At 71.0% G+C, this 26,939-nt stretch carries 28 protein-coding genes and 8 pseudogenes; 19 read left to right on the forward strand and 17 right to left on the reverse strand.

Features of this window, described 5'->3' with window-relative positions; all coding sequences use genetic code 11:
- Positions 1-105 precede the first annotated feature (105 nt).
- Positions 106-543, reverse strand: a pseudogene (locus ACFYY6_RS31235) (carbohydrate ABC transporter permease); the annotation flags it as partial.
- 281 nt (positions 544-824) lie between these two features.
- Between ACFYY6_RS31235 and ACFYY6_RS31240 the strand changes: the two are divergent.
- Positions 825-971 carry a hypothetical protein gene (locus ACFYY6_RS31240; protein WP_351525742.1) on the forward strand — a complete coding sequence of 49 codons (147 nt, stop codon included), beginning with the start codon at positions 825-827 and terminating at the stop codon, positions 969-971.
- A gap of 5 nt (positions 972-976) precedes the next feature.
- Here ACFYY6_RS31240 and ACFYY6_RS31245 read toward each other — a convergent pair.
- From ACFYY6_RS31245 to ACFYY6_RS31255, 3 genes and pseudogenes are all read right to left on the reverse strand, one after another.
- Positions 977-1,255 (reverse strand): annotated as a pseudogene (locus ACFYY6_RS31245) (TniB family NTP-binding protein); the annotation flags it as partial.
- A gap of 175 nt (positions 1,256-1,430) precedes the next feature.
- Positions 1,431-2,141, reverse strand: coding sequence for a DUF4232 domain-containing protein (locus tag ACFYY6_RS31250; RefSeq protein WP_389196796.1), 711 nt, complete (start codon positions 2,139-2,141; stop codon positions 1,431-1,433).
- A gap of 281 nt (positions 2,142-2,422) precedes the next feature.
- Positions 2,423-2,512: pseudogene (locus ACFYY6_RS31255) on the reverse strand (XRE family transcriptional regulator); the annotation flags it as partial.
- Between the two features lie 200 nt (positions 2,513-2,712).
- On the opposite strand from ACFYY6_RS31255, the gene ACFYY6_RS31260 reads away from it, so the two are divergent.
- Positions 2,713-3,015: a hypothetical protein gene (locus ACFYY6_RS31260; RefSeq protein ID WP_389196798.1), complete on the forward strand. Its 303-nt coding sequence runs from the start codon at positions 2,713-2,715 to the stop codon at positions 3,013-3,015.
- A gap of 597 nt (positions 3,016-3,612) precedes the next feature.
- Here ACFYY6_RS31260 and ACFYY6_RS31265 read toward each other — a convergent pair.
- On the reverse strand, positions 3,613-4,965 hold the full coding sequence (locus ACFYY6_RS31265) for a hypothetical protein (protein WP_389196800.1): 1,353 nt from the start codon (positions 4,963-4,965) through the stop codon (positions 3,613-3,615).
- Positions 4,966-5,439: 474 nt separating this feature from the next.
- Here ACFYY6_RS31265 and ACFYY6_RS31270 point away from each other — a divergent pair, with 474 nt between their 5' ends.
- The 8 genes from ACFYY6_RS31270 to ACFYY6_RS31305 all read left to right on the forward strand — a co-directional run bounded on the left by ACFYY6_RS31270 (position 5,440) and on the right by ACFYY6_RS31305 (position 14,326).
- A complete protein-coding gene (locus tag ACFYY6_RS31270) occupies positions 5,440-6,774 on the forward strand; it encodes a hypothetical protein (RefSeq protein ID WP_389196802.1) in 1,335 nt (444 codons plus the stop codon).
- Positions 6,775-6,898: 124 nt separating this feature from the next.
- Positions 6,899-7,963 (forward strand): acyltransferase domain-containing protein, encoded by a 1,065-nt coding sequence (locus ACFYY6_RS31275; RefSeq protein ID WP_389196804.1) that lies wholly within the window; start codon positions 6,899-6,901, stop codon positions 7,961-7,963.
- Positions 7,935-9,758 carry an acyl-CoA dehydrogenase gene (locus tag ACFYY6_RS31280; protein WP_389196806.1) on the forward strand — a complete coding sequence of 608 codons (1,824 nt, stop codon included), beginning with the start codon at positions 7,935-7,937 and terminating at the stop codon, positions 9,756-9,758. The genes ACFYY6_RS31275 and ACFYY6_RS31280 overlap by 29 nt, the downstream gene beginning before the upstream one ends.
- 25 nt (positions 9,759-9,783) lie before the next feature.
- On the forward strand, positions 9,784-10,836 hold the full coding sequence (locus ACFYY6_RS31285) for a ketoacyl-ACP synthase III (protein ID WP_351524982.1): 1,053 nt from the start codon (positions 9,784-9,786) through the stop codon (positions 10,834-10,836).
- A gap of 40 nt (positions 10,837-10,876) precedes the next feature.
- The gene (locus tag ACFYY6_RS31290) at positions 10,877-11,749 is read left to right on the forward strand and encodes an SDR family NAD(P)-dependent oxidoreductase (protein ID WP_351635304.1); all 873 of its coding nucleotides are present in this window, start codon (positions 10,877-10,879) and stop codon (positions 11,747-11,749) included.
- Positions 11,746-12,849 (forward strand): beta-ketoacyl-ACP synthase 3, encoded by a 1,104-nt coding sequence (locus ACFYY6_RS31295; protein ID WP_351524984.1) that lies wholly within the window; start codon positions 11,746-11,748, stop codon positions 12,847-12,849. The genes ACFYY6_RS31290 and ACFYY6_RS31295 overlap by 4 nt, the downstream gene beginning before the upstream one ends.
- A complete protein-coding gene (locus ACFYY6_RS31300; protein ID WP_351524985.1) occupies positions 12,822-13,088 on the forward strand; it encodes a phosphopantetheine-binding protein in 267 nt (88 codons plus the stop codon). Before ACFYY6_RS31295 ends, ACFYY6_RS31300 begins: the two co-directional genes overlap by 28 nt.
- 20 nt (positions 13,089-13,108) lie before the next feature.
- Entirely contained in the window at positions 13,109-14,326 is a 1,218-nt protein-coding gene (locus ACFYY6_RS31305) for a beta-ketoacyl-[acyl-carrier-protein] synthase family protein (RefSeq protein ID WP_351524986.1), read from the forward strand.
- Positions 14,327-14,359: 33 nt separating this feature from the next.
- Here the strand turns inward: ACFYY6_RS31305 and ACFYY6_RS31310 are convergent, their stop codons facing one another.
- Together ACFYY6_RS31310 and ACFYY6_RS31315 are read right to left on the reverse strand one after the other, a co-directional pair.
- Positions 14,360-14,542, reverse strand: coding sequence for a hypothetical protein (locus ACFYY6_RS31310; RefSeq protein ID WP_386609456.1), 183 nt, complete (start codon positions 14,540-14,542; stop codon positions 14,360-14,362).
- Positions 14,539-14,799: a hypothetical protein gene (locus ACFYY6_RS31315; RefSeq protein WP_388652514.1), complete on the reverse strand. Its 261-nt coding sequence runs from the start codon at positions 14,797-14,799 to the stop codon at positions 14,539-14,541. Before ACFYY6_RS31315 ends, ACFYY6_RS31310 begins: the two co-directional genes overlap by 4 nt.
- Between ACFYY6_RS31315 and ACFYY6_RS31320 the strand changes: the two genes are divergently transcribed.
- The 3 genes and pseudogenes from ACFYY6_RS31320 (at position 14,798) to ACFYY6_RS31330 (ending at position 16,625) form a co-directional block, all read left to right on the forward strand.
- Positions 14,798-15,163, forward strand: coding sequence for a hypothetical protein (locus tag ACFYY6_RS31320; RefSeq protein WP_351524989.1), 366 nt, complete (start codon positions 14,798-14,800; stop codon positions 15,161-15,163). The genes ACFYY6_RS31315 and ACFYY6_RS31320 overlap by 2 nt on opposite strands.
- Positions 15,164-15,587: 424 nt before the next feature.
- A pseudogene (locus tag ACFYY6_RS31325) lies at positions 15,588-15,692 on the forward strand (LAETG motif-containing sortase-dependent surface protein); the annotation flags it as partial.
- 276 nt (positions 15,693-15,968) lie between these two features.
- Positions 15,969-16,625, forward strand: a complete 657-nt coding sequence (locus tag ACFYY6_RS31330) for a M15 family metallopeptidase (protein ID WP_351524991.1) — start codon at positions 15,969-15,971, stop codon at positions 16,623-16,625.
- A gap of 138 nt (positions 16,626-16,763) precedes the next feature.
- Here ACFYY6_RS31330 and ACFYY6_RS31335 read toward each other — a convergent pair.
- The 5 genes and pseudogenes from ACFYY6_RS31335 to ACFYY6_RS31355 all read right to left on the reverse strand — a co-directional run.
- Positions 16,764-16,973: pseudogene (locus ACFYY6_RS31335) on the reverse strand (DUF6009 family protein); the annotation flags it as partial.
- 1 nt (position 16,974) lies between these two features.
- Positions 16,975-17,892, reverse strand: a pseudogene (locus ACFYY6_RS31340) (phage/plasmid primase, P4 family); the annotation flags it as partial.
- A 168-nt stretch (positions 17,893-18,060) separates the two neighbouring features.
- Positions 18,061-18,504 (reverse strand): DUF2267 domain-containing protein, encoded by a 444-nt coding sequence (locus ACFYY6_RS31345; protein WP_389196809.1) that lies wholly within the window; start codon positions 18,502-18,504, stop codon positions 18,061-18,063.
- Positions 18,505-18,557: 53 nt separating this feature from the next.
- A complete protein-coding gene (locus tag ACFYY6_RS31350) occupies positions 18,558-18,953 on the reverse strand; it encodes a DUF2267 domain-containing protein (protein WP_351526204.1) in 396 nt (131 codons plus the stop codon).
- A 103-nt stretch (positions 18,954-19,056) separates the two neighbouring features.
- Positions 19,057-19,488, reverse strand: a complete 432-nt coding sequence (locus tag ACFYY6_RS31355) for an Hsp20/alpha crystallin family protein (RefSeq protein WP_389196811.1) — start codon at positions 19,486-19,488, stop codon at positions 19,057-19,059.
- 129 nt (positions 19,489-19,617) lie between these two features.
- Here ACFYY6_RS31355 and ACFYY6_RS31360 point away from each other — a divergent pair, with 129 nt between their 5' ends.
- Positions 19,618-20,250, forward strand: a complete 633-nt coding sequence (locus ACFYY6_RS31360) for a type III effector protein (protein ID WP_389196819.1) — start codon at positions 19,618-19,620, stop codon at positions 20,248-20,250.
- A 263-nt stretch (positions 20,251-20,513) separates the two neighbouring features.
- Positions 20,514-20,636, forward strand: a complete 123-nt coding sequence (locus tag ACFYY6_RS31365) for a hypothetical protein (RefSeq protein ID WP_351635897.1) — start codon at positions 20,514-20,516, stop codon at positions 20,634-20,636.
- Between the two features lie 462 nt (positions 20,637-21,098).
- Here the strand turns inward: ACFYY6_RS31365 and ACFYY6_RS31370 are convergent, their stop codons facing one another.
- Both ACFYY6_RS31370 and ACFYY6_RS31375 read right to left on the reverse strand, forming a co-directional pair.
- Entirely contained in the window at positions 21,099-21,305 is a 207-nt protein-coding gene (locus ACFYY6_RS31370) for a hypothetical protein (protein ID WP_351519236.1), read from the reverse strand.
- 229 nt (positions 21,306-21,534) lie between these two features.
- Positions 21,535-21,906, reverse strand: coding sequence for a hypothetical protein (locus ACFYY6_RS31375; RefSeq protein WP_388653910.1), 372 nt, complete (start codon positions 21,904-21,906; stop codon positions 21,535-21,537).
- A 140-nt stretch (positions 21,907-22,046) separates the two neighbouring features.
- On the opposite strand from ACFYY6_RS31375, the pseudogene ACFYY6_RS31380 reads away from it, so the two are divergent.
- Positions 22,047-22,265: pseudogene (locus ACFYY6_RS31380) on the forward strand (IS5/IS1182 family transposase); the annotation flags it as partial.
- A 57-nt stretch (positions 22,266-22,322) separates the two neighbouring features.
- Complete coding sequence (locus ACFYY6_RS31385; protein WP_351519294.1) at positions 22,323-23,147, forward strand: aspartate/glutamate racemase family protein; 825 nt, start codon at positions 22,323-22,325, stop codon at positions 23,145-23,147.
- A 444-nt stretch (positions 23,148-23,591) separates the two neighbouring features.
- Here ACFYY6_RS31385 and ACFYY6_RS31390 read toward each other — a convergent pair whose 3' ends face one another.
- Both ACFYY6_RS31390 and ACFYY6_RS31395 read right to left on the reverse strand, forming a co-directional pair.
- Positions 23,592-24,083 carry a hypothetical protein gene (locus ACFYY6_RS31390; RefSeq protein WP_351524134.1) on the reverse strand — a complete coding sequence of 164 codons (492 nt, stop codon included), beginning with the start codon at positions 24,081-24,083 and terminating at the stop codon, positions 23,592-23,594.
- Between the two features lie 3 nt (positions 24,084-24,086).
- Entirely contained in the window at positions 24,087-24,749 is a 663-nt protein-coding gene (locus ACFYY6_RS31395) for a hypothetical protein (protein WP_389196813.1), read from the reverse strand.
- A gap of 32 nt (positions 24,750-24,781) precedes the next feature.
- On the opposite strand from ACFYY6_RS31395, the gene ACFYY6_RS31400 reads away from it, so the two are divergent.
- A complete protein-coding gene (locus tag ACFYY6_RS31400) occupies positions 24,782-25,192 on the forward strand; it encodes an SH3 domain-containing protein (protein ID WP_351524137.1) in 411 nt (136 codons plus the stop codon).
- A gap of 624 nt (positions 25,193-25,816) precedes the next feature.
- Positions 25,817-26,305, forward strand: coding sequence for a GNAT family N-acetyltransferase (locus ACFYY6_RS31405; RefSeq protein ID WP_351524139.1), 489 nt, complete (start codon positions 25,817-25,819; stop codon positions 26,303-26,305).
- Between the two features lie 175 nt (positions 26,306-26,480).
- On the opposite strand, the pseudogene ACFYY6_RS31410 reads toward ACFYY6_RS31405, so the two are convergent.
- Positions 26,481-26,846, reverse strand: a pseudogene (locus ACFYY6_RS31410) (IS6 family transposase); the annotation flags it as partial.
- Between the last annotated feature and the right edge of the window lie 93 nt (positions 26,847-26,939).

Here is a 26,939-nt window from a genome sequence, read left to right on the forward strand (position 1 = left end):
AAGCGTCTGCCTCCGGGGCTGCTGGGAACGACTCCATGCGGGGAACGGGCGGCTCCGCACCGGGAGTTGCCCGAGCCCGGTGCGCGAGCAGGGTCCGTTCCGGCCTCATTCGAGGCCCGAGTGGGCCAGGCCCTCCACGAACTGGCGCTGGGCGATGACGAAGACGACCAGGACCGGCAGGACGGTCATCGTGGCGGCCGCCAGTTGGGTGTTCCACATCTCGGCCCAGTAGGAGTCGGTGAACCGGGTGAGGGCCTGCGGCAGCGTGAACAGCTCCGGCGAGGTGAGGTAGACGGTGGGTCCCAGATAGAGATTCCACGAGGTGAGGAAGGTCAGGATCGCGACCGTCGACAACGCCGGCCTGGCCGGCGGCAGCAAAATCCGCCACCAGAGCGCAGGGCGGCCGAGGCCGTCCAGCCGGCCGGCCTCCTCCAGTTCGGCTGGAAGGGCGATGAAGAACTGCCGCATGATGAAGGCGGCCAGGACGCACGGTCCGGCCGGCGCGGTGACCAGGATCAGCGGCCAGTGCTTGTTGATCAACCCGGTTCGTGGTGCCGTGTCCGTGGACGGTGATGCCGCTGCCGTCGTGGAGTTGGGACAGCGTCAGCCGGTAAGCATGCGCGAGGCGTTCCAGATAGGAGGCGGTCGCTTCGAACAGCCGTGGCCGTACCCGGAAGCCCCCGGTGCCAAAGGCGGGATCCGCGCCGCCCACGCCCCGGCGGCGGGTACGCCGCTTCTCACGGTATCGGGTGCGGCTACCCATGAGGCCGTGAGAACGGTCCGGCTCACCGGGTGCTGGTCCTGATCCGGGTGCGGGGCCGGTAGTGCTGTTCGGCGAGGTGGTCGAGGCGGACCTGGTCGAGGGTCGTCCTGGTGATCCGTTCGGTGCCGTCGGCCGGCGCGGTGATGGCCGCCGCCGGTGGATCTCGTCGATCGGCACCAGCCGCACACCCGCCTGCGTGCAGGCGTGACAGACGCTGTTGACGATGTGGGCCTGCGACATACGGCCCGCGACGGGGATATCGAGGTGGCGGGCGAATTCCAGGGCGAGGGTCTTCGCGCTGGCGGTGGGAGGCACAAGCATGTAGGTGACCGGGACCCGCCGGTCGGCGCCAGTGTCGCCGTGTCGCCGCGTGTGGGCGAGATGGCAGGCGCGTCCGGCCTGGAGCAGGGCGGTGGTCTTGCCCGCCCCGGCGGGGCCGGTGACGATCAGGGATGGGCGTGCGGTGACCTGCTGGTGGCGCCCCAGGGCCATCAAGGTGCGTACCTGCTTGGCCAGTGCGTCGATGGCCGGAGACCATTACTGGTCTCCGGCACCCGACCGGGGCGGTCTCCGGTGATCTCGCCGGTCGCTGGTCACCCGGGAGCCTTGCGAGTTGCTGATCGTAGATGTGCTGGAGGGCGGTGATGCGCTACTGGCCGACGGGCCGTCAGAAGTCGTACGGCTTCTTGGTGCTCCAGTTCAGAACGTCGGCCTCGTTCCAGCTGAACTGCGGCTTCTGGCCCTTGGTGTCGACGGAGTAGAAGGGGCCGCTGCGACCGTCCGCGCCGCGCAGCGCGATGGCGAACGACTGCGCCGTGTGGTTCTTCGAGCCGTAGTCGAAGAGGTTCACCGCGCTGTATGCCTTGTCTCCGGGCCGGAGCGTGATGTGCTTGTCTCCGCCCGGGTTGTCCTTCTTCGAGTGCGGCAGTGCGGCGCCGTCGACGTCCCCGCCGAGCTTCACGGCCGGGTACGAGGTGACCCAGCATGGCTTGGTGCCCTCGTTCGATGCGGTGACCAGCAGGTGATCGCCCTGCTGACCGGCGAACCGGTGCGCTGCGGTGACCAGCATCTCGTCTCCGCGGCACTGCTGGACGCCGGCCGTTGTGCCCTTGCTCGCGACCTTCTCGGTCCCGCCCGATGTGGTCGCCGAGCGCGCCCCCTCCTTGGGGTCACCACCGCTGTCGGCCTGCTCCGCGCCGGCCTTGCCGTCCCCGTCGGACGCGGACCGGCTCTGCGCGGTACCAGCGGTGTGGTCGCCGCCCGCCGCCTTCGAGCCCTCGTCGGCGCCGCCGCAAGCGGTCAGGCCCAGCGCCAACACGGCGGTGACGGCGGCCAGGGCGGCGGAACGGGCAGTACGGCGGGCACGGTGCGTGGTCATGATGAAAGCTCCCCCATGGTCTGTCAGGACGCGGCACCTCCCCTGTTCCCGCAGGACGACCGGCCGCATCGGCTGTTTTGCTGCACCCCATGAGATGACGCCGGGGCGGACGTCGTTCACTCAGGTCTGTCCGCATTCGGTAACAAGGCAACTGGGCGCACGCACAGCGGTGTTCACGCCGTACCGGTCAGCGGTGCAGCGCCTCCGGCTGCGTGGCGCAGGGGAGGCCACCAGGCGCCCCCGCCCCTTCCGTAAGACGGTTCGCCAGCGGTCCACCGCAACCGCATCTGCGCGCCGCCGGCCGACTTCGGCGCGGGGCGGGTGAACGCCTTCTGCACGGCCTTGTCGAGGCCGTCCCCGAACCTGCTCATCGTCTGCCTGCTCCCTTACTCGCCGTTGTCGGCGTCGGTGACGGTGCCGTCCTCGAGGTACCGGGCGAGGTTGAGTTCGGGGGCCTGGTGCTGCTCCCGCCGAGCAGGCGATTCAAGGTTTGCTGCAGGTTCTCCCAAAGTCGGCGGAGCAAAGTGCTGCTGTAGCCCGAACACCGCTTCTATAGATGAGGAGCCCGCACATGCGCTTTCGTCGAACCCTCGTGACCGCCGCTCTCGGCGGTACGCTCGCTCTCGGCGCCGCCGCCGTGCCCGCCCAGGCCGCCCCGTCCCAGGTCTCGTCGGCCGCTCAGTCGGTGGCCGCTGTGGACGGCGCTCAGGGGGACGTTTCGATCCTGGCGTCGTGGCACTACTCGGGTGAGGACTTCCCGAGTCGTAGCTCGTGCGACTGGAAGGCCAATTACTACTACAACGTGGAAGGAATCCGCGGCCAGTGCCGCGGTCCCTACTCCGGTGGGATCTTCGAGCTCTGGCTCTGGTACTGACACGAGTCCGGCTCTGCAGAGCCCGGGCTGCCCGCCAACCTGTCGGCTGGCGGGCAGCCGCGTTTTCGCGGGGCCGCGCCGGCCCTGGCGGCCTGCGGTAACGACCTGGCCCGCGATTGGCAGTGGGGGAAGGAGCGGTGTCTGGGGCCTTCGAATCCAAGGCGGAGGAGGGAGTCGGATGGGGTCTCCCCTGCTCGAAAGCAGCTGAGAGCTCGGGGAAGGAGCGTCGGTGACTGACGACAACGCCGGAGGCGGAGGCCCTGGACGCTGCGACGCCGCTGACAATCGTGGGCGAGGTCGTAAGGACGCCGCACGAATCCGGCCAGGGTTCAAGAACACCTACTCAACCGGTGCGGCCAGTGTTGGCACCGCGATCTCCTTCACACTTATGGGTGAAGGGTGTGGAGATCGGGGCGCGTCTGGGCCGAAAGTGGGATCAGTTGCCCGATTTATTAATTGTGACTGATCCTGTAGACATGGCAATGGTCCTGATGGGTGGCTTCCCGACGGTGCCGGTGGTGGGCGGCCGGGAGGAATGCCGTACGAAGAGCGGACAGGGGGACTGGCTCGGCGGCGAGGAGCTGGCCGGTCCCGGGCTCACTTTGCGTTCGGCCACAGAGACTCCCGGAAGTCCCTGACCCGCGGGTTGCTCCGATAGGGGAGGAGGCGGTGGGCGAGTCGCGGTAGCGCCCCGTGGGTGGAACCGGCCGCCAACTGCTGGTGATGGCGCAACGCTTGGAAGGAGTGGTCCACCGCCCCGTCGATCTCGTCCAGGGCGAGCAGGGTGTGCGCGATCTGGGCGTGCAGCAGGGTGCGGGCCTTGTGGTGGTCGGAGGGGCGGCAGGCCAGGGAGAGTTCCAGTTCTCCCAGGGCGGCGCGATGGTCGCTCAAGTAGGAGAGCACCTCGGCACGTTGGTAGAGCAGCGCGGTCTCGGGATAGCTGGTGAAGGGGCCTTCGGGACCGGTGGCGCGGGCGAGGCATCTCTCGGCCGCCAGTAGATCGGCCCCGGCCCCGCGGCCCCGGCCCGCCCCGGCCCCGACTGCCGCGCGCCCGGCGTGCAGATACGCGCGGACGGCGTCGGGCACCGCGCCTCCCGCGAGGTCGACGGCCGTGTCGCCGAGGGTCGTGGCCTGCTGGTGGTTGCCGAGGTGGTGCGCCTGCACGCTCAGGCAGCGCAGCACGACGGTATATGAGGCGAGGTCCCCGGCGGTGCGGGCCAGGGCGAGGGCGACGTCGTAGTAGTGCCGGGCGAGGGCCGGGTGGCCGATCTCGCCGGTGCGTCCGGCGAGCAGCATCGTGAGCTGGGCGGCGCCGGTGAACAGGGTGCGGCGGACGGAGGGGTGGGCGGGGGCGGTCAGCAGCGGCACCACCTCGGCGGCGAGGAATCCGGCGAGCGTCGGCCGGCCGTGCGCACCGCCGAAGCGCTCCCCCTGGAGGGCCGTGCGGAGCGCGGCCGCCTCCAGGCGGGCGGGGGCGTCGGCGGGCACGCGGGGTGCGCGGGGGTCGGCCGGCGGGAGTTCGGGGCGTCGGCCGCCCCATCCGGTGTGGAGCCTTGGCGGGGTGGCGAGGGCGGCCGTGGCGAGGGCGCCGCGCCGGGCCGGGTCGGCGTCGGCGTGGCAGAGGGCGGCCAGGCGGCGGACCGGGTCGCCGCCTGGGCGCGCGGCTCTCAGCACGGGGGCGACGTCGGCGGACGGTTCGGTGAGTCCGGTGCCCTGGAGGGTGACCCGGCGGCCGAGGCGTCGGCTGAGGACCTGGCCGATGAGGTGGACGGCCGGCGGGCTGGGGCGGGCCCCGTCGAGCCAACGGGCCACCGAGGCACGGTCGTAGCGCAGGCGCAGGCCCTGGGCAGCGCCGAGGGCGTTGACTGCTCGGGAGAGGTCGGTGGCGGACCAGTCGGCCTCGACCAAGAGGGCCGCCAGCATACGGTTGGGGTGGCGCGGGGGCGTCATAGCTGATTCCTCGCTCGCGGGTCGGTCCGGATCGGGGGGTTCGGCGCGCACCTGGTGTCACAACAGCTCATCGCAGCGACTTTCAACACTTTCACGCCTCCTGCCGTGATCAGGTGTTCCGCCTCGGCTCGATTCATGGTTCCTTTGATGCACGGCTCTTGTCTACGGCTGAACGAATAGCAGGGGGCTCTCCGGCCACCAGGAGACCGCCCCGGAGGAATTCCGGGAGCGGTGCCGTCACTGATCGGTACGGACGACGGGAACCCGGCGCTGTGATCGGCTTTCCTTCTTATGGGGGTGTCGCTCTTCATGACCTTTACGCGTCCTTTCGGATTACCGCACGCCACGCCATCCGCCATGTTCGGCGGGTCCGGAGGATTTCCGTTTATTTCCCCGGAAAAGATCGCCGCCCGGGTGCGGTCGGCGCGATGGCAGGAGGCATAAATCGTGCCGTCGCGTCGGCGGAACGAGAATTTGCGTGCTCTGCTCGGCGAGGCCCGCTGGACGCAGGCCGCGCTGGCCCGCACGGTCAACGCGCTCGGCGCGGAAATCGATCTCGAACTCCACTACGACCGCACGGCCGTCGCGCACTGGCTGAGGGGCACGCGGCCCGCGCAGCCGGTGCCGGATCTGATAGCCGAGGCGTTCACCCGCCGGCTGGGGCGCGCGGTCCCGCTCGCCGCCGCGGGGTTCGCCGACGACCTCGGGGGTGCATGGGGCGACCGGCTGGGCGGCTTCCGTACGCCGGTGGGCACCTGGCTCACCGAACTGTGCAGTCTGGAGAGCGATCCGGCGCGGCGGGCCGATGCCCGGCTGCTGCCCTACCGGGAAGCGGAGTTGGCGCGGTCGGCGCGGTCGGCGGCGCCGGAGCCGGAGCCGGAGACGGCAGATGGGGCGGACGGGGCCGAGGGCGGTCTCGGGGTGGTCCGGCTCGCGGTGCGGTTCTTCTCCGCCTCCTTCGACGCGCACGGCGGGCAGGGGGCGCGGTCGTCGCTGGCGGCGTATCTCGCGGACGACATCGCGCCGTTGCTGCGCGAAGGGGGCGACGGCGCGCGGCGCCGGGCGCTGCTGGTGGAGGCGTCGCGGCTGACGTTCCTGCTGGCGCGGATGCATCAGGACGCCGCCGCCCACGGGCTCGCCCAGCAGCACTTCACGACCGCGTTGCGGCTCGCGGACGCGTCCGGTGACACCACGGCCCGCGCGGTGGTGCTGCGCGGACTGAGCGCCCAGGGGTTGGCGCTCGGACACCGGAAGAACGCCCTGCGCGCCGCCGAGGCGGCTGCAGCCTGCCCCGGCGCGTCCGACGGCCCGGCCCGGGCGTTCCTGCTGTCGCAGTTGGCGGTGGCGCAGGCGGCGTGCGGGCGGCACCGGTCGGCGCGGGTGTCGCTGACGCGGGCCGAGGAAGCGCTCGCTACGGGGGCGGGCTGCGGCGCGGCGGAGCCGTTCGACGCGTACTCTTCCGGTTCGCTGGAGTTCCAGCGGTCGGAGGTTCTGCGGTACACCGGCGATCTGCCGGCCGCGCGCAGCGCGCTGGCCAACTCGCTGGCGCGCAGGCCATCGGCGGACCACCGGGGAATGGCGCTCAGCCACGCCCAGCTCGGGGAAATTCTGATCGGGCTCGGGTATGTGGAGGAGTCCTGCGTCTCCTGGAATTCCTTTCTCGATCACTATGCCGTCCTGCGCTCGGGTGCGGCGGATCAGGCTGCCGGTCGTATGCGGAAACTCCTGACGCCGTTCCGTAAGGTTCCGGCGGCACATGTCGTATTGCAGCGAGCACGTGTCGTCGCCGCTCCTTCCGGGCGTGCTTGAGGCAGCTGCGGTCTGGTTTCACCCCTTTCAACAGTTTCGTTCGCACTAGGGCTGCCCCGGTACAGATTATCGGTGTTGAATTGTGTGACATTGACCGGAAAACCACCGGAAAGGAGGTGGGGACATGCGTGGCCGCACCGTGGTCACTCCGGAATTCGGCGACCTTGCGCCGCCGCGGATCGTTCACGTCTTTCCCGGGCAGGGGGATTTCGCGACAAGCCCGTTGGTGCGCGCACTGCGGACGCATTCCGTCCTGCGGGAGAAGGTGCGTGATGTTTTCGGGGAAGCCGAGGAAGCCGGCGCCGCGTTCGGGATCGAGCCGCTGGCGAAGTCCCTTCTGGGGGACCGTCCGCCCACCGGGCGGGAACTGGCAGCCGGGCCCGCCGGAACGCTGCAGCTGGCGCTTTTCTGCTCCTCGGTGGCGGTGCACCGTGCGCTGTGTGCCGCCGGGTTCGGCCCGGACCGGGTGCTTGGGGTGAGCTTCGGGGAGATCGCGGCGCTCACCTCGGTCGGCGTCTTCACGCTCGCCGAGGGCGCACGGATCGCCTGTCTGCTGGCCCGGCAACTCGTCCGCTGCGAGGGCGGGATGACGCTGCTCGGAGTCGGAGAGGGCACCGCGCGGGCGCTGCTGCGTGCGGTGCCCGGTGCCGAGCTGGTCGTGGCGTGTGTGAACAGCCCCGAGGAAACTCTGGTCAGCGGCCCGCTCGCGGGGCTGCGGGCGCTGGAGGAACTGGCGGGGCGGCGGGGCCTGGTGGTGGCGCGGCTGCGGTTGCCGTTCTCCTCCCACCACCCCGCGCTGACCGGGCCCGCGGACGCCTTCGCCGCCGCGATCGGGCCGCTGCCCGCGCGCCCGGCCCGGCTGCCGGCCCTCTCCGCCGTGCGGGGCGGTCCGTACGGGCCCGGGGACGACGTCCACCGGGGGCTGGCCGACTGTTTGATCCGCCCGGTGCGGATGGCGCCGGTGCTCCGGCAGGCGGCGGCCGGCGCCCGCACCGTCTTCATCGAGGCGGGCACCGGCCGGGCCCTGACCCGCAGTGTCCGGCAGAGCCTGGCGCCCGCCGCGGCCACCGCCCACGCACCGCTCGCCGAGCCCGGCTTCCCCTGGCCGCCGTCCGGCACGTCCGGCCGTCCCTCGCCCACCGTCCTCTGGAGCCACCACGATGACCACCTCCGTCCCGGCGCTCGCTGAACTCTCCGCCCTCGTCGACAATTCCGGTGCACACGCCGCGCTGCGTGACCGGCTGCTGACCACCCTGGCCGCCGACCGCACACCCCGCCCCGACGAGGACCGCGCGCACCGTGTGCACCGGCGGCTGCGGCTCCTCGCCGGTCAACTACCTCCGGTGGAGGAACTGTTCGCTGCTCCGGAGCAGCTGGCCGTGGTCGGCGCGTGTGCGGGGCTCGTCGACCCGCCGCTGCACATGGCCGTCATCAACCACTATCTGCTGTGTCTGGGCTCCGTCGTGGCGCTGGCCGACGATCCGGCGGAGATCGGTGCGCCCTGGCAGGCGCTGGCCACCGGACGGACCCGGGGCGTGTTCCTGGTGACCGAGGTCGGGGACGCCAGCAGCCATCTGGGGACCCGGACCACCGCCCGGTTCGACCCTGCCACCGGGGAGTTCGTACTCGGTACGCCATCGGCGGGCGCGGCGAAGTTCTCGTCGGTCGGCGGGGCGGGGGTGCCGCAGGCCGCCGTGGTGTGCGCCCGCGTCGAGGCGGGCGGGGCCGATCGCGGGGTGTTCTCGTTCGTCGTGGAACTCACCGACGAGGCGGGCCCGTTGCCGGGCGTGACGCTTTCCTCTACCGTCGAGGCGCCGTCGCTGCCGCTGGATTACGCGCTGGTGCGGTTCGACGGAGTCCGGGTGCCGTACCGCCAGTGGCTGCGTGACGGGGCGCGGATCGACGCGGACGGCGGTTTCCACGATCCGCTGGACGGTCCGGACTCCCGGCTGGCGCGGACCCTCTCCGTCGGGCAGGGGCTGTGGGCGACGCTGCCGTCGGCGGTCGCCGCGATGGCCCGGCAGAGTGCCGTGCAGGCGCTGCGGTTCTCCGCGCACCGCCGGGCGCACGGCCGGCTGGCACCCGGCACCCGGGTGCTGGAGCTGCGCAATCAGCAGCATGCGCTGCTCGGCGCGCTGGCCGAGTCGTTCGCGCTGACCTGCGCCGCCCGGTACGCGCAGGAGGTGTGGGCCCGCTCGCGGGCCGCCGCTTCGGCGCCGCGCGGGAACGGTATGACGTTCTCGCCGTGGACCGCCGTGGACCGGCCGCTGGCGGTGCTCAAGGCGGTGACGGTGCGCGGCGCCGCCCGGGTGACGGACGAGTGCCGGCACCGCTGCGGGCTCGCCGGTTTCCTCGCGCCCAACGGGCTCGACGGCTACCACGGCTTCGCCGACGCCTTCGAAACGGCGGGCGGCGACAGCCAGCTGATCCTGCTCGACGCCGGGCGGGCGCTCGCCCAGGAGGACGAAGCGGGCCGCCCCGCCGGTCCGCCGCCCGAACCGCCCGCCGACCGCTGCGGCTGGTGGCCGTCGGTGGCCCGCAGTCACGAGGCGCGGCTGCGGAGCGCCCTGCGCCACAGTGTCCGCCGCGCTCCGGCCGGCCGGAGCGGCCTGGAGCTGTGGAATCCGCTGCTGGCACCGGCCCGGGAGTTGGGCGAGGCATACGGCGCCCGGCTGGTCGCGGACGCGGTGACGGACGCCGTCGCCGCGGTCCGCGATCCGCGGCTCCGCGATGTCGTCGAGGCGCTGGCGGCGCTGTACGGCGCCGTGAGTGCGCGCCGGGAGGCGGGCGGACTGCTGGCGGCGGGCACTCTCGAGCCCGCCGCGGTCCGTGCGCTGCCCGGCGTCATCGACGGTCTCTGCGACCGTCTGCTGCCCCATCTGCCCCTGCTGGCGGAGGCGCTGGGCGCCCCGCCGGGCGTGGTCGACGTGCCGTTGGGCGCCGACGACTACGCCACCGCTCTGCTGTCCCGTCTCGCTCGGTGACCCTCCGATCGTCGGAAAGGCCGTCATGACCTCACTTCCCTCTCCCGCACGCCCGGCCATCGGTGTCCTGGGCATGGGTACGTATCTGCCGCGCGCCATCCGCGGCAATGCGGACGTCGCCGCCGCGGCCGGGGTGACCCCGGAGTGGATCGCGCAGCGCACCGGGGTGCACACCCGGCACGTCGCCGCCCCCGACCAGGCAGCATCCGATCTGGCGGCGGGCGCGGTGCGCGCCGCGGTGGCCGCCGCCGGGATCGACATCGACCAGGTCGACGTGGTGATCGCCGCCACCTCCACTCCCGATGAACTGGGCCCGTCGACCGCCTGCCGGATCCAGGCGCTGACCGGGGCCCGCAACGCGGTCGCCCTCGACGTGAGTGCGGCGTGCGCGGGTTGGCTGTTCGCCGCGCGGGTGGCGTACGACTGGCTGCGCGGCAGCGGTGGCGCCCGCTACGCGGTGGTGGTCGGCGTGGAGGCGTACTCGAAGTTCCTCGACCCGGCCGACCGGGGCACCGCGGTGCTCTTCGCGGACGGGGCCGCGGCAGCGGTGCTGGGGCCCGTCCCGTACGGCTCGGGTTTCGCCGGTTTCCGGCTCGGTTCGGACGGCACCGGCGCCCACCATGTGCTGATCCCGGCGGGTGGCAGCCGCGTCCCGGCCAGCGCCGCCACGCTCGACGCGGGGCGCCACCGGGTGCACATGGACGGCCGGGCGGTGCGGGACTTCATCACCGAGATCTTCCCCGAACTGGTGCGCGAGACGCTGGCCCGCAACGACCTGCGGCTGACGGACATCGACGCGTTCATCACCCATCAGCCCAACCCCGTGCTGCTGCGCGATCTGGGCACACGCATCGGCATCCCGGAGGGGCGACTGGTCATCGTCGGCGACGAGGTCGGCAACATCGGCGCCGCCAGCGCCCCGTACGCACTGGCCGGGGCCGCCGCCCGCGGACTGCTGCCGCGCGGCGGCCGGATCCTGCTGGCCGTCTTCGGCGCCGGACTGACGTGGGGCAGCGCCCTGTTGACCTGGACCGGCGCACCCGCCATCCGTATCGCGCCGGCCCGTACCCACCCATGAGCACAGCACCCATCCGGCTTTCACCGCAGAGGAGTTCCGCATGACGACACATTGTGATCCGTTCCGGCTGGACGGTGTCCGTGCCCTGGTCACCGGCGCCTCCCGGGGCATCGGCAGAGCCACCGCGCTGGCCTTCGCCCAGGCCGGTGCCGAGGTGGCGCTGTCCGCGCGCAGCCGGGGCGCGCTCCAGGAGACCGCCGCCCTCGTGGAGGCCCACGGGCGTACCGCCGCACTCGTCCCCGGTGACCTCGCCGGACCGGGCGTCCCGGAGGCGGTGGTGGACGAGGCGGCGGCCGCACTCGGCGGTCTCGACTGCGTCGTGCACAACGCCGGGGTGCTGCCCGCGCGGGAGGACGGCACGCCGGTCATGGTTCCCCTCCAGGACTCCGCCCAGACCGACTGGGACCACGTGCTGTCCGTCAACCTCAACGCGACCGCGGCGCTGTGCCGGCGCGCCCACCCGCACCTGCGGGAGTCGTCCCGGGCGAGCGTGGTGCTGATGTCGTCCCTGGCCGGGGTGGTCGGCACACCGCGGATGGAGGCGTACGGCGCCTCGAAGGCAGCGCAGATCGCGCTGGCCCGCAGTCTGGCGGTGGGCTGGGCGCGTCAGGGCATCCGGGTCAACGCGCTCTGTCCGGGCTGGACGCGGACGGACATGACGTCCTTCGCGTACTCCCTGGAGCCGCTGTCGGACTGGCTGACCGCGCACGTCCCGCTGGGCCGCTGGGCGGAGGCGCACGAGGTGGCGCACGCCGCGCGGTTCCTCGCCTCGCCCGCCGCGTCGTATCTGACCGGACAGGCGCTGGTCCTCGACGGCGGGGTGTCCGTGCCCGACGGCGGGCTGGCCGGTATCGCGAAGCCCCCGTCGCCGTTCCCGCCCGACGACCCGCGTGGCGAGGAGCGTTCGTCATGACGAAGGTGAGGCCCACGGCCGTGCTCGACGGTCTGGGCAGTTGTCTGCCACCGCGGGTGTTGACCAATGAGGACGTCAGACGCCGTGGGGTGCTGAACACCAGCGACGCGTGGATCCGCTCCCGTACGGGGATAGCGCGGCGGCGGGTGGCCGAAGACGGCATCAGCACCGGTGATCTCGCGGTGGCCGCGGGAAGGGCCGCGCAGAAGTCCGCCGGGGCCCGCGCGGATCTGGTGCTGGTGGCGACCACCACGCCCGACCGGCGGTGCCCGGCGACTGCGCCGGAGGTCGCGGCGCGGCTGGGGCTGGACGCTGTGCCCGCCTTCGACCTGTCGGCGGTCTGCTCCGGTTTCCTCTACGGGCTGACGTTGGCCGCCGCCCTGGTCCGCACCGGGGTCTGTGCCCGGCCGCTGGTGATCGGTGCCGAGACGTACTCCCGGATCGTCGACCCGTTGGACCGGGACTCCGCGGTGATCTTCGGGGACGGTGCCGGGGCGGCGTTGCTGCGGCCCGGCGACCGGGGCGAGCCGGGGGCGCTGGCCGCCACCGACTGGGGTGCGGACGGTGGCGGCGCCGATCTCATCGCCATCGCGGTCGGCGGCGCCCGGCGGCCCGACCCCGGGGGCCGCGCCAGCCGGCAGGAGCGCTATTTCCGGATGCGGGGCCGGGAGGTGTACGCACAGGCGGTGCGCCGGATGACGGACTCGTCCCACGCGGTGCTGGCGGCGGCCGGCTGGTCCCCGGAAGCGGTCGGGGCGTTCATCGGCCACCAGGCCAACCAGCGCATCCTCGACGCGGTCGCCGTCCGGGTCGGGATTCCGGCGCACCGCTGCCACGGCAATCTCCGCGACGTCGGCAACACCGCCGCCGCGTCCCTTCCGCTGGCCCTCGCCGACACCGCCGCCCGCCGCCGGGTGCGGCCCGGCACCCGCACTCTGCTGACCGCCTTCGGCGGCGGCCTGACCTGGGCCTCAGCCGCTCTGACCTGGCCGGCGGCCCTTCCCTGCGATCTCCCGCCGGAACCGCTCACCACTTCCGTCCCCACCCCCACCACACCCCGGAGGACCTCCTCATGGCCACTGTCTACGACCACCTCGTGACCGTTCTCGCCGACAAGTTCGAGGTGGACGCTGCGGCGATCCGCCCTGAAGCGACGCTCGCCGGGCTGGAGTTGGACTCCCTCGCCGTCGTCGAGCTGTACGTCACCCTCCAGGAGCACTGGGGGGTACCGCTGGCGGAGGACGACTCCGCCGCCGATCTGACCGTGGCGCAGGTGGCACAGGCGGTGGCGGACCGGCTGCCCGCCGACTGTGCGCACCGCGACGGGGCCCCGCGGTGAGCGCGGCGGATGATGTGGGGGTGGCGGTCACCGGAATCGGCCTGATCACGCCGGCCGGTTGCGGGACCGCCGCGACCTGGGCGGGGGTCTGCGCCGGGCGGGGCACCGCCGCGCCGGATCCCGAACTCGACGGGCTGCCGGTCGCGTTCGCCTGCCGCGTCCCCGATTTCGTCCCCCGCGTGCGGGTCCCAGGTCCGCGGCCCTGGCAGCACGACCGTGCCACGCAGTTCGCGCTGGCCGCCACGGACGAGGCGGTCACCGCCGCCGGGCTGGACCCGGCCGCCAGGGAATCCGCCCGGATCGCGGTGGTGCTGGGCTCCGCGGCCGGCGGTGTCGGGACCTACGAGGCCCAGCTGCGCAAACTCGCCGACGGCGGCCCGGGGGCCGTCTCCCCGCTCACCCTCCCGGCGTTCCTGCCGAACATGGCGGCCGGGCAGGTGGCCCTCGCGCTGGGGGCCCGGGGTCCGGTCCTGCACACCGCGACGGCCTGTGCGTCGGGGGCGTCCGCGGTGGCGCTGGCGGCGCTGCTGCTGGCCGCCGGGGCGTGTGACGTGGCGGTGGCCGGGGGCACTGACGCGATGGTCACACCGTTGTGCGCGGCCGCGTTCGCGCGGATGGGGGCGCTGTCGCGGCGGCGGGAGGCACCCGGGAGCGCGTCGCGGCCGTTCGACGCGGACCGGGACGGGTTCGTGCTCGGCGAGGGCGCGGGCGTGCTCGTCCTGGAGCGGGCGGCGGACGCCGCGGCGCGCGGGGCGCCGGTGCAGGCGCGGCTGGCCGGCTACGGTCTCGCCGCCGACGCCCATCATCCGGTGGCACCCGACCCCGAGGGCCGGGGGCTGCGGCTGGCGACGGCGCAGGCGCTGCGTTCGGCCGGGGCGACGGCGGCGGAGGTCGGCCATGTCAACACGCACGGCACCGGCACCCTGCTCAACGACCGTACGGAGGCGGCGGCGCTGGCCCGGCTGTTCGGCGCGGACGGACCGTCGGTGACCTCGGCCAAGGGCGTCCTCGGCCACACGATGGGCGCCGCCGGGGCGATCGAGGCGGCGCTCACCGCTTTGACGGTCGCCCACGGCCGCATCCCGCCCACCGCCAACTTCCACCGTGCCGACCCCGGCTCCCCCGCCCTCGACCTGGTCGCCGGCGCCCCGCGGGACCGGCCCGTTCCGCTGGCTCTGAGCAACTCCCTGGGGTTCGGCGGGCACAGCACGGTGCTGGCCTTCCGACCGGGCGGCTGACGGGGCGCGGCGCCGGCGCTGCCGGGCACCGGGTCAGTCGGCCGGGATGCCGCTGCTGCTGCGGCGGGTCGAGGCTGACGCCGAAGTCACGCCCAGGGCGCCGTCCACGCCGACCGGCGACCGGCCCTGCACCTCCGCGGCGTCCAGCACAGCAATGGCGGCGTCCGACAGCGCGGAGAGCCGATCGGACAAGGAGACGGGGCCGGAGTCGCTCACTCGAAGTCGTTTTGCCAGTCAGCGCTGCGCACGTACTTCACCATGGCGTCCCGGAGGCGTATGCAATCCTTGCGGTAGCCCTTGGGCAGGGCGACGCCATAGTAGATGCGTGCACCGAGGCCGATGCCCGGGACGACTTCGAGTTCGCCATTGTGCTCCACCTCCAACGCGGAGAGCGCCAGACTGTCTGAGGAGACCGCCTCGCCGTGCCATCGGACGCTGTTGAGCAGTGGGCACGCAACAGGAAGGGACATCATGCGCCAACTCGCAAAAGGCACCGTTAAAACAGTGATGGCCGCAGGACTGCTCGCCACCTCACTGGCCACTGCCGCGTACGCCAACGCCGCATCAGCCGACGAGCAAGCACATATGACAACCTCGGCTGCATCCTCCACCACCCTGAACGTGGGCACGCTGGACGTGCCCTCCGGATGCACACTGCGCACTATCGACGGGAATCGAACATCTGAGGCCAACTGCCTCATCCCGCGCAACTACCGGCACGCAGTCCTGTGCCAGACACCGGAGGGGGAGGTCGCTCACGTGATCCCCTTCACCAAGTACAACACCGTGTTCTGTGAGATGTGGGTGAAAGCACACAGCATCACCGAGGTCGGTTGAGGCCCAGCAGACACGCGACGCGGGGCACACCGGCAGTGTCCCGCGTCGCGCAGGCAGCGCCGGGTCCGGCGATCGCCGGAGACGAGGATGACGCCCGGGGCGGCGCAAGTCCACGTACTCGAGTGCGCCGGCGCCAGGACCTCTTTCGCATCGAGCCCGGGCGCGGCACCGGCGGCTCGGTACTTCGGGGCATGGGGCTGGCACAAGTCGGCTGTCATCGCATTGCTTCGATGCCTGCTGATGCAGGTCGGCCCTTGCCCGGCACCAGGCTGATCGCTGCTCACGTCAGTCCTTTCTCGCACCCTCTACCAGCGCATGCCGAGGGCACCGAGGGCGGTGCGGCGTTGTTCGGTGAGCTTGACGGCGCGTTTGCGGGTGTTGTCGAGCCATGTGCCGAGCCTGACCACCACCCGAGACCGGCACGAACGACAACACCACGGCGATCGCCGGCGTGGCCGCCGCGCTGATCGTCGCCGGCGGCGGCACCGCGGTCGCGGCACGCCGCCACAAGACCCGCCACGCTGCCTGAGCGAAACCGCCGCAACCCAAAGGCGGCCCCCTCGCCACGAGCCGCCCGCCCTTCGCCGCGCCCTGTCCGCCCCCGCTCCGAGCCCCCGAGGAGCGCCGCGCCCGCCCCCGCCCACCTTCCTTGGGGTAGGGATGGGGCGCGGGCTGCCGAGCAGAAGCCAACCGGCTCTCAAGGTCAATAACCCGACGTCGGAAACGGGCACTCGTCCGAGAGTCCTTCCTCAGTGAGTAACGGGAAGAGAGCTATGAAGGCGCAAGGTCACGAGATGATCGCGTCATGACTGAGATCGTCTTGATGTCCGACCCGAGGGTTGCAGCCGTGCCTGTTCAGGAGTGTGGTGAACGGCTCGTCGATGTGCGACGGGACAATTCTCTTCTGGTTGATGAGCGGGAGTGGCAGGACTCCGCCGGCGCCTTCGCCCATCTACGGGAAGGAGTGCTCGATCGACTCCTCAAGGCCCAGGCACAGCTACCTCAAGGGATACGGCTGCTGTTCGTCGAGGGGTATCGCCCACCGTCCCTTCAACGCCGCTACTTCGACGAGTACGCGACGCAGCTGCGGGCCGATCATCCGGAATGGTCTGCTGAGCAGGTCCGCTCGGCAGCCAGCCGCTACGTGTCTCCGCCTGAGATCGCACCCCACAGCGCCGGCGCAGCCGTTGACTTGACGCTCGGAGACGCCGATGGCCGTGAACTCGACATGGGCACCCACATGGACGCGACTCCGGAAGAGAGTGCGGGCGCCTGTTACACCCAGGCCGACAACATCAGCGCCCAGGCCCGCTCCAACCGAGACATCCTGGGTGCGGCACTTACCGCTGCTGGCCTGGTCAACTACCCCACAGAGTGGTGGCACTGGTCATACGGAGACCGCTACTGGGCCTTGCTGACTGGTGCGGCAGTCGCCCACTTCGGGCCCATGGGACTCGACTGACTGCGGACTTCGCAAAGGCCTCGGACCAGAAGTAGTCGAACCCCCGGGGGGAGGCCAGAGACCCTGGCCCGCCCCGGGAAATGGCATGTTTCCTGAGGCGAACTTGTCGTGACACGACGTGAGACAGCCTTGGGCATGTGGCGCCAGCAATGCCACGCCGCCTTCGGGTTGGCTGTCGCGATCGTGGGGGAGCAGCCAAAAAACGCGGCGGCGGAAGGTACCAGAGGCGCGGGAGGCCTTGGCATCGCTGGTGAGGGTGGCGTATCCGACCATGCGGCCGTCGCGGTGGTGGGGGTTGCCGACGCGGGTGGGCAGGCGGGCGAGGCTCTGGCGGACATAGTCGAGGCGGGAAGTCCTGTCGCCTGCTGCGGGCCTTGATGCGGTCGCCGCCGGTGAGGCTTGACGCGGGCTTCGTCGAAATTGTCACCGGGCTTGACCTCGGAGCAGACGACGACGCGTCGCCCGTGGAGTTCTGCGAGGTCGGTGGGGTGGCTTTCGTAGAGGCGGGCCATGAGGAAACCGGGTGGGGCGGCGTCGGCGTAGTCGCCGAGAAGTTTCATCGAGACGTCGAGAAGGACGGATTTGCCGTTCTTGCCGGCACCGAAGAGGAACGGCATGACCTGTCTGCCGGCGTCGCCGGTGATGGAGTAGTCGAGGAGCAGCTGCAGGAAGGCGATCATCTCGGTGCCTTCGGCGTCGTCGCCGAAGGTGTCTGTCAGGAACCGCTGGACCACCGTGGGACCGGCCACCAAGCCCGGGTCTTGCCGGAGCCGGAGGAGCACTGCCAGCGGCGGGTGTCGGTGCTGCGGTACCAGACGTGCAGGCCGCCCGAGGGTGTTCGGACCCTGAGAGTTGTGACGTCGTCGGCGGGGCTGTGTTGCCCACGGAGTGTGGCAAGGACGGCCAGGGTGTGGAAACCGGTGGTCATCTGGGACACGTCGATGTCCTCGGCGATGTCGATGCCGGGCAGGAGCCGATTTCCTGGAGGGGGTGGCGTGGGGCGGGTGTCGATGTCGCTGACGACGAGGTTCGCCGGCCCGCAGGCAACGGCGACGCCCATCTGCGGGAGTGGTCCCCACCACTGCTGGATGCGGTTGCCGTCGAGGGTTGCGGCGTAAAAACCGTGGCACCAGCGTCCTGCGGCCTGGCAGGGACAGGCATGGTGGTCATGTCCAAGTCCCAGAGGGGGATCCGTCCCGCTTTTGCGTGAGAACGAGTTGTGCGAACCGATCCGGGGTTCGGAGAGTCTTCCCGGCCGTCGAGCGATCTTGCTCTGGCAAAGGACCGTTTATGAGAGTCACAGCCCGCGACGGCCATCACGCACAGCTACATGTCGGTCGGGCGGAAAGCGGAAGTCCCCGATCTGCGCGATCGGGGACTTCACCAAGCCCGGCCGGAGGTCCTTTTTGCGGCCCGCCGGGCGCCGGGTGCCCGTTTACGCGGCGGGGGTGAGTTCGGCTTGGCCGAACAGCAGTGCGTAGCCGGTGGGGAGCTGGTGCAGGATGCGGGTGATGAGGTCGGGGCCGGCGTGGGCGGCGACGGCGGCGAAGACGGAGCCGGTGTCCCAGCGGGTGGTAGCCAGGGAGGCCCCGGAGCGGGCGGCGAGGTCCTTGACGAAGGCCCAGCCGGTCAGGGGCTGGGTGTCGGGGATCTGCGCGGTCAGGACGCGTGCGGCTTCCAGGGGCAGCCGGGCGGCCAGGTCGACGCGTTCGTCGCCGGTCAGCTGGCGTCCCAGCCCCGCGAGGACCAGGCGGACGGCTTCGTCGGCTCTCTCGCGGGTGGGGTAGGCGCCTTCGTAGCGGACCTTCTCCAGCATCTGCTCGTACGCCGTCCCGTATGGCTGCTGGTGCTCAGACGGTGCGCGCACGTCGGTGATCACTGCGGTGCATGCCTTTCGTGGAGCGGTGCGGGTGTGTGGCACCGAGGTAGGGGTCAGGTGGGCTGGGGGCGGCCGAAGAGGAGGTCGTAGCCGGCGGGGAGCTGGAGCAGGATCTGCCCCATCAGGTCGTCGCCGGCGGTGTCGGCGACCGTGGACAGCACGGCGCTGACGTCCCAGGTCGCGGTCTGCTCGGTGGCGCCCTCGATCCAGGCGGCGGTCGCGCGGACGAACCGCTCCGCCGGCAGCGGTTCGGCGCTCTGCAGCGGGTTGAGCAGGATCAGGGCGAATTCCTCCGGCAGGCGTGCCGCGAGCTGAGCGCGGACCTCGCCGACCAGGTGCGCGCCGAGCAGGGCGAGCACCACACGGGCCGCGCGCTCGGCTTCCCGAACAGTGCCGTACTCGCCGCGCTCCTTGACGTGGTCGAGGAACGCTTCGCGTCGCAGAGTCATCTCGGCCGCCACCCCTTCTTGTCCTTCGGACTGCCCATGGGGGTGCGGAGGGCGGGGGAGGGGGGAGATCAGGTGCCCGTCCTCCGCACCGGTCCGGCTGGTGTCAGCCGGAGATCTCCTTGTGGCCGGAGCCGACGCCGATGGAGATCTTGCGGGGCTTGGCGCGCTCGGCGATCGGGATGCGCAGGGTGAGCACGCCCGCGTCGTAGTCGGCCTGGATGTGCTCGGTGTCCAGGGTGTCGGCGAGCACGATCTGGCGGGAGAAGACGCCCAGCGGCCGCTCGGACAGCTCCATCTGCACGTCGTCGGCCTTCGCCACCGGCCGGCGCTCGGCCTTGACGGTCAGCATGTTCCGCTCGACGTCGATGTCGATCGCGTCCGCGCTGACGCCGGGCAGGTCGAAGGCCACCACGTACTGGTCACCCTCGCGGTAGGCGTCCATCGGCATCGCCGACGGCCGGGACCATGTGCCCGGACCCATCAGCTGCTGCGCCAGCCGGTCCAGCTCACGGAAGGGGTCAGTGCGCATCAACATCGTGAAAACACCTCCAGCAGGTTCAGGCAGTTACTGCCAATGCGCCTCACTGACACCGTTGTAACATGTCATCCAATGGATGACAAACGCATTGTCGTCGCCCTGATGACAATCCCGAGGGAGGTGCCCGTGACCCCGGCCGACCAGCCGTCCCCGTACCGCACCGACGCCCACAGCCCGGCGTCGTTCCTTGCCGCCGCGGCGGCTCTCAACGCCATAGACAACGCCCTGCGCGGCGCCCAGCAAGGGGTCAAGGACATCCCCGATACCCCCGGTCCCGGGCCGGAGCAGGCGCTGGCCTCCCTGATGCTGCTGCGGCAGGTACGCGAGCGGCTCGCCGGATGGGAGACCGGCCTGATCGAAACGGCCCGCGACGCGGGAGCCAGCTGGGCCGACCTCGCCCACCCCCTCGGCGTCGCCAGCCGCCAGGCCGCCGAACGCCGCTACCTGCGCGGCCGCCCCGGCCCCGCCGGGACCACCGGCGAGCAGCGTGTCCAGGCCACCCGTCAGGCCCGGGCCGCCGAACGCGCGACCGCCGCCTGGGCCCGCACCAACGCCGCCGACCTGCGTCGCCTCGCCGGACAGATCGCCGCCCTCACCGACCTCCCCGCCGCCGCCCGCCGCCCGCTCAACGAACTCCACGCGGCCCTCGCCCACGACGACCCCGCCGACCTCATCGCCCCCTTGGCTGCCACCCGCCCCCACCTGGCCGCCGCCCACCCCGACCTCGCCACCCGGCTCGACACCCTCACACTCCCATGACCCCGCACACTCCCATGACCCCGCCCGGCGCACCGCAACAGCAGCCGGGTCAGCCTCCGCCCCCGGGCGAACGAGCACACCTGGAGGTCGACACGGCCGGCCTGCGGGCCCACCTCGCCCGCTCCCTCACCGAGCAGGGCCTGGGCGAAAGGTGGCCAAGGTGTCGAGGCACCGGTTCGTGCCAGGCTGCGGACCGGCCCCGGCCTTTCAGGCGACCTGACCGAAGCCGGCCGCGGCCGGGTCCGCCTTGTGCAGCGGACGACATGATCACCAGACGCCCGGTGCACGAGGAGGCGGAACTGCCGCTGCCGGAGGGCGGGTTCACCTCGACCAGCGTTGAGCCGTCAACGGTGAACTGCTGCCGGTCGACCGTCTCCACCGTGTAGCCCTGCTTCGGCTTCGCCCCGTCCATGACGGTGGTGAAGGAGACGTCGAAATAGCCGACGTGGACGGCCACGGGCTCACAGAGCTTCGGCGGGCCGCCGAACTCGATGGGCAGGTAGCCGGTCACGCTGCGCCCACGCAGATTGCTGTCCAGCCAGTCCTTGTCACCCCGGACACAGAAAGGCGTGGGGGACGGAGGTGCCGCGGGGGTGGCCGCGACGGAGGACGGCGGACTCGCCGACGTGGACGAGGAGGCGCCCGGGGCGGCGTCGCCGCTGCCGCAGCCGGAGAGGCTGAGTGTTCCCGCCAGGACGGCGAGCAAAGCGATGACCCGTAATGGTGATGGTCCTGCCTGGTCTGTCACCGGGCCGTGCTGACCGGCCGGCACAGGCGAGTCAACGGGGCCCACGCCCCCGGCCGGCCCGGCTGTGGCGGGGCGGCCGGAACCGCCGCCCCCCGCCACCTCACTTGCCTGCCGTACTTGGCCCTACGGCGGTCTCGGCCGGGTCCGGCTGTGCGACAGGTGCCGTCATCGAACGTGATGCGTACTGTGTGCTGGGTTCCTCTGCCGACGTATCGAGTTCGTCGGCGAACCGGTTGTACGCGGTGGCCGCCAGGGCCCAGTCGGCGGTGAGGAACTCGGCCTCGGCTTCTGGTGGATCCAGCAGCACCTGTAGGGCCCATGAGGTCGCTGACGATCGGTGGGCACGGTGACCACCACGCCCCCCGCGTGAAGGGCCCGTACAGATGCGTTATGCGTTCGGGCCCTCCCAGTTCTGGCGTCATCGGGCCGAAGGCGGCCAGCTACTCACCGCCTCCGCCGCATCGGGCTTCCCCGCGGCAAAGTACTCGCGCCACCAGGTGCCGCCGCATACCGCGTCGAACCGCTCCCGCGTCCGCTCAACGGCACTCGCGCACCGCCTCCCCAGTCCCCTCCCGGCAGCATGCGTGCTCCCCGCCGGTGGGATCCGTCCGGTGCCCCTGACGGGTCTTGAACGGTGGTCCGGAGCAGCGACGTCCCGTCCTCGCCGAACCGGTCATGCTGCCCGCGGCCGCGAGCAGCACACCGATCTGGTCGGCGTAGTCGGGGCCGGGCAGCGGCAGGTCGATGTCCGGGTCGTCATTGACGTAGCCGACGGAGACCGCCGTCGGCAGGTAGTGCATCAGGGCGTCGACGACCTCGGTCCGAGGGCGGCTGGTCCGTTTCATCAGATTCCTGAACACCCGCAGGACGGTGGGCGTGCTGGTGTCGAGGTCGTCGGGGACCTGCATCGGCCCGGGTCCGTCCGCGGGGTGCCACCGGTTTCCGGGCTGTTGCTGTTCGGGGGCCGGGCAGATGTGCGACCTGGTCGGGGTGGTGCAGCGTCCCGCCCGGGTTCGCGCTCAGGCCGACCAGCAGGCCGCGGTCGACGAAGGGCGAGAAGGCACCCCTTCAGGCAAGTCAGAGGTGGCACGTCGAACGCACCCACGCCTGGCAGAACGCCTTCCATCGTCTCGTCCGCTGCTACGAACGCCGGGCCACCGTCATCGACGCCTTCTTCGACTTCGCCGACACCATCATCACCGTGCGTAGCCTGATCTGCCGAGCGTGGACCACTCACCGCTGGGAGGACCGCCCGCCCCCGCCCCCACCGCCGCCCGTGACGGACTGCCACCCGCGCCAGTGGCCGGCTGGTAGCTTGACTCTCATGATGGTGGCGTTGATCGACTCAGGGCTTGGCCTCCTTTCCACCACCGGATGGCTTCGGCACCTTGCCCCGGAACTCGATCTGCTTCTATTTCTGGACCCCGACGGCGCCCCCTGGGGATCGAGAACCGCCTCCTTCGTCACGGACCGTCTGTTCAGTGCCGCCCACTTGGCCGTCCAGCAAGGCGCGGAAGCCATCGTGGTTCCCTGCAACACCGCCACCGTCACCGCGATCGACGCTCTGCGTGAGAGTTTTGAACCACGTGTGCCTGTGGTCGGAACCGTGCCTGCGGTGAAGTCGGCGGCAGCGGTCGGCGAGAGCATCGCCGTGTGGGCAACCGTCCGGACCACGGCGAGTGACTACCAGAAACGCCTGATCGCGGAGTTTGCGAACGGTCGACCTGTCGCGGGTGTCGCATGCCCCGGTCTGGCCGAGGCGATCGACCTCGGAGACATGGCCGCAGCATCAGAAGCGATCGCCGACGCGGCCAAGCGGACTCCCCAGAATTGCGACTCCGTAGTGCTGGGATGCACGCACTACCCGCTGGTGGCACCAGAGATTCTGCAGAGCCTGCCCACCGGAACCACCCTGTACGACAGCGCGGAGGCAGTCGCCCGCCAAGCACTTCGACGATTGGACCGAACCGCAGAATTACACAGCACCACCGGCTCCATCGACGTGGTACTCAGCGGGCGCCGCGGAAATCTCCCAGCAGGCGCCCACGCCTACCTGGTGGGTCGCGCCCTTGCCGCTGCAGCGCGAGTGCCCCGCGACATTCTCATCTCCGCCGCAACTCGCGCCTCGATGAACGCTCCTACGGTCTGAGAAAGCCCCAGAACCTTTACAGCTTGTCCGCCAGGCGTGCAGCCACTCCATTTCGCGGCAGACCCCAGGAAATCACAGAACGTGACAGCTATGTGATCGCCCAGGATCGGTGTCTGCCTCGCGCTGGGCTTCCCACCGCGCCTATCTGCGCGACCTCTTACGGCCTCGTCCACGATTGTCAGCGGCGTCGTGGTGTCTGGGACCTCCGCCTGCGGCGTTGTCGTCAGTCACCGACGCTCCTTCCCCAAGCTCTCAGCTGCGTTCGAGCAGGGGAGACCCCATCCGACTCCCTCCTCCGCCTTGGATTCGAAGGCCCCAGACGCCGCTCCTTCCTCCACTGCCAATCGTGGACGAGGTCGTAAGCGCTGTACGGGGTCAGCAGGTTCAGGCAGGCGTCGGTGTTGGGCGCGGCGGGAGCCGGTGCGCGTTTCCCGGCTGCTTGGGCTACTTGCCTCGGATCCCCGCCGCATACGCGGCGATTCTCGGCCTGTCCTCCTCGATCCTCTCCAGGATGGCCTGCGCCGTTTCACGGCGTCGCGTCCCCAACTCGCGGTAGACCAGCCAGAGGCCCGTGCGTGCGGCTTCCCGGCAGCGGGCGCCGAGGTCGGTGTTGCCCAGGGCGACCTCGTCCTCGTCCGATTCACCCATCACGATCTGCTGGAGGAGCTCCAGGACGAGATCACGGGCGTCGGCGGACACATCGTCGAGCAGCCCCGCGAGCAGGACGGAAACCGTGGGAAGGGCGGCGCTGTGCAGCTGGCCCTGCACCACGACGACATTCTCCAGATCCCAGTAGGCCGCCATGGCCTCGTCCGCGTCCGCGGCCGCCAGCAGGCGACGCAGCGCATCGGGCACACTGCCGGATCTGTCGCCCAGGGTCCGGAAGTCCCCCCAGAGCGTGCGGGCGATCTCCACTTCTGCCAGGTTTCTGTTCACCGGTCACCCATCCTGTTCTCGTACGTCAATTCGACCACGCCTGTCCGGATCGGCGAGGAACATCGGACAGACCTGTCTCCCGCTGTACTCGTAGCCCCCCCAATGCACCGCCACAGGCCCGTCACCATGCTGCCGATCGTGCGCGGGGCGGCAGCCAGTGGGCCAGCTGTGTGGTGCGGTGACCAGGTGACCGAGGGCGAGGAGGGTGAAGACTTCTGCGAGAGACGGGACCGCGAAGATGAACGGGCGGGGTCCGATGGAGTCCGACGTCGCGCTGATCCCGCCGTCCTCCCGGCGGGCAGCCGGCAGGAAGTCCGCGGCGTCGACGGCCGCGCCTGGGTCGTCCTGCCCGCACACGGCGATCAGCCCGTAGGTGGTGCTGGTGACGTCGCTGGCCTCGCCGGCCTGCCGGCCCCAGCCGCCGTCCTCGTTGCATGCCTTGCGCAGCAGCACATTGGTGCGTTCCAGCATGCGGCGCACGTGTCCGGGCGTGCAAGAGGGGCCTCGGGCGGCGGCGAGGCGGACGCGGAAGAGGGTGTGCAGGCGGCTGCTGCTCCAGTCCGGGGGAAAGCCGTCCTCGCGCTGCTGGTCGGCCAGGTAGGTGAGGCACCGGGGGGTGACGGAGCGGTGCGCGGGGCGTGCAGCCCACGCACTGATAGATGTCATCCAACGTCAGAAGACAAGCGAGAGGAACGGTCATGTTGAAGTTCTTGGGCGGGCGTTCTTGGCGCATCGCCGCGGGCTCAGGCGCTGCGGCAGCGGTCATTGCACTGGGTGCTCCGCCGCTTTCCGTCGCGGCTCCCGCTCAGGCGTCCTTTCCCGTGAAGCCTTACGCCACGGTGACCAGCCAGAATGGGCTGAACGAGCGGCAGTACCCCAGCACCGACTCGTCAGTGCTGGGCACCCTCAAGTACCACGATCAGGTGAGGCTGCGCTGCAAGGTCCGTGCGCAGAACATCGCCGGCGACGACGTCTGGTTCCTGCTGCGTGACAAGCAGGCATGGATCTCTGCCAGGTACGTTGCCCTGACCGGGACTGTTTCCTATTGCAAGGATGTCCAGCCGACCCCGCTCACATACAACCCTGAGGCTGCCGACGCCATGGGCTGATCACGCACCGACCACTCGGAACGTTCGAACTATGACGTGCTCCGGTGCTCGTGGCATCTCGTTGGAACCACGGTCCGCTTGATGCCACGGCCAACCGCACCCGCATGGCCTGTGTTTGTGCAGGCACGCGGGCGCGCGTGACCCGGGAGCTGTCGCTGCAACTCTGGCACGCTCTCGCGAAGCCTGCTCCAGCCGCTCCGGGCAGAGGACATCTCCGCCCGGAGCGACTACGGCCCTGCGAGATCCAGTAAGCCGAGCTGTGGCTCGCCCGCGGTCAGGCGCTCCCGCCCCGCGCGACCGGTTGCACGGGAATCGCGGGTGGCCGTGGCGGTCGGTCTGAAGGCGCAGCGTGCCGGAAGAACGACCGGTTCGTTGAGGGGTATGGGACGAGCATCGCGAGCGCGAGCCGCTGTTCGAGCACAGCGCACCACGAACGGCGGATTGCTGATTCGTGAGCCGAGGGCGGCCGACGAGAATGCTGTGGTGGAACTGCTGGGCAGGGTGGAGTTCATCCGACCGGAGACCCGGACCGGAGCTCGCCCACCTGGTAGCTCATCGGCAAAGGCTTGATCCCTCGTGCGGTTTGCGGTCGGCGTGGGTCGCCCAGCGTCGCGGGGTGAGGTCGTGGGGGTGCTGCCGGCTGCTCCGCCGCTGGGCTGGATCGGCTCGATCAAGCTCCTGAGCCTGGGGCACCGTTCGTGGGTGGCCCAGCAGGTGGTGGAGATGGAGGCTTTGTCGGTGGCCCCGGAGGCCGGCGGATGCAGCCTGGGGCACCGGCTGATCAAGACGGCCGTCGCGCGCTACACCTCTCTGGGCTACCGGCTGATGCTGGGGACGTTCACCACCAGCACGCTGTTCCTGGTGCCGTACTACCAGCGGGCGGGTTTCACCGTGCTGGGGCCGGGCGAAGGGATCGTGAGCGCCGACCCGCTGGGCATGATCCTGCACCGGCCCGCTGCTCCACACGTCGTGCAGATGTGGAAGCCGCTGCTCCCGGCCGTCACGGTGTTGGACACCACATGCCGGACGGCGCGCCGATCCGGCTGCTCACCGATGTCTTGGTGCCGCCCTCCGATGCTCCCCGGACGATCCAGCACGATGACGGAAGCCTGACCTTCAAGGGCGGCGGAATGAGGGTGGGGCCAGGTTCCGGCTCTGCGCTCAGGCCGCGGCAGGCAGGCTGGCGACGCCGGTGACCTGATCCCAGATGGCGAAGCGGGTGGTCATCTCGGCGCGGTAAGTATCCGGTGGCTGCCATCAGGCGGCGGCGTAGCCGGAAGTGGGGTGAGATGCCGCTGAACGCGGCCAGGAGCTGCTGGGCTCCGCCAGCGGAGCGGAAGCCTTTCATGGCGCGTTCGCGTTGCCGGGTGGGCTGGTGGCTGTTCTCGGCCTGGTTGTTCAGTCCCTTGTGGGAACGGTGCTCGACGGAGGGTATGACCTCGCGGTGGGCCGCGCCGTAGGAGCGCGGCTTGTCGGTGACCACCACCCGCGGCACCGAGCAGGCCTTCTTGAGCAGTTTGCGGAAGAACCGCCTGGCCGCAGCGGTGTCCCGCCGGTTTTGCACGAGGATGTCCAGGACGGCGCCGTCGGCGTCCACGGCCCGCCACAGGTACTTCAGCTCGCTGTTCATCTTGATGAAGACCTCGTCCAGGTGCTTCCCAATGCTGTTGTCAAGCCGGTTCGGTGACAGGGGGTGTGATCCGGTAGCACCGTCGGTCACGGATCAGGGCCCACAGAACGTTGACGC

The organism is Streptomyces sp. NPDC001750, from assembly GCF_042892615.1.
Taxonomy (GTDB): Bacteria; Actinomycetota; Actinomycetes; order Streptomycetales; family Streptomycetaceae; genus Streptomyces.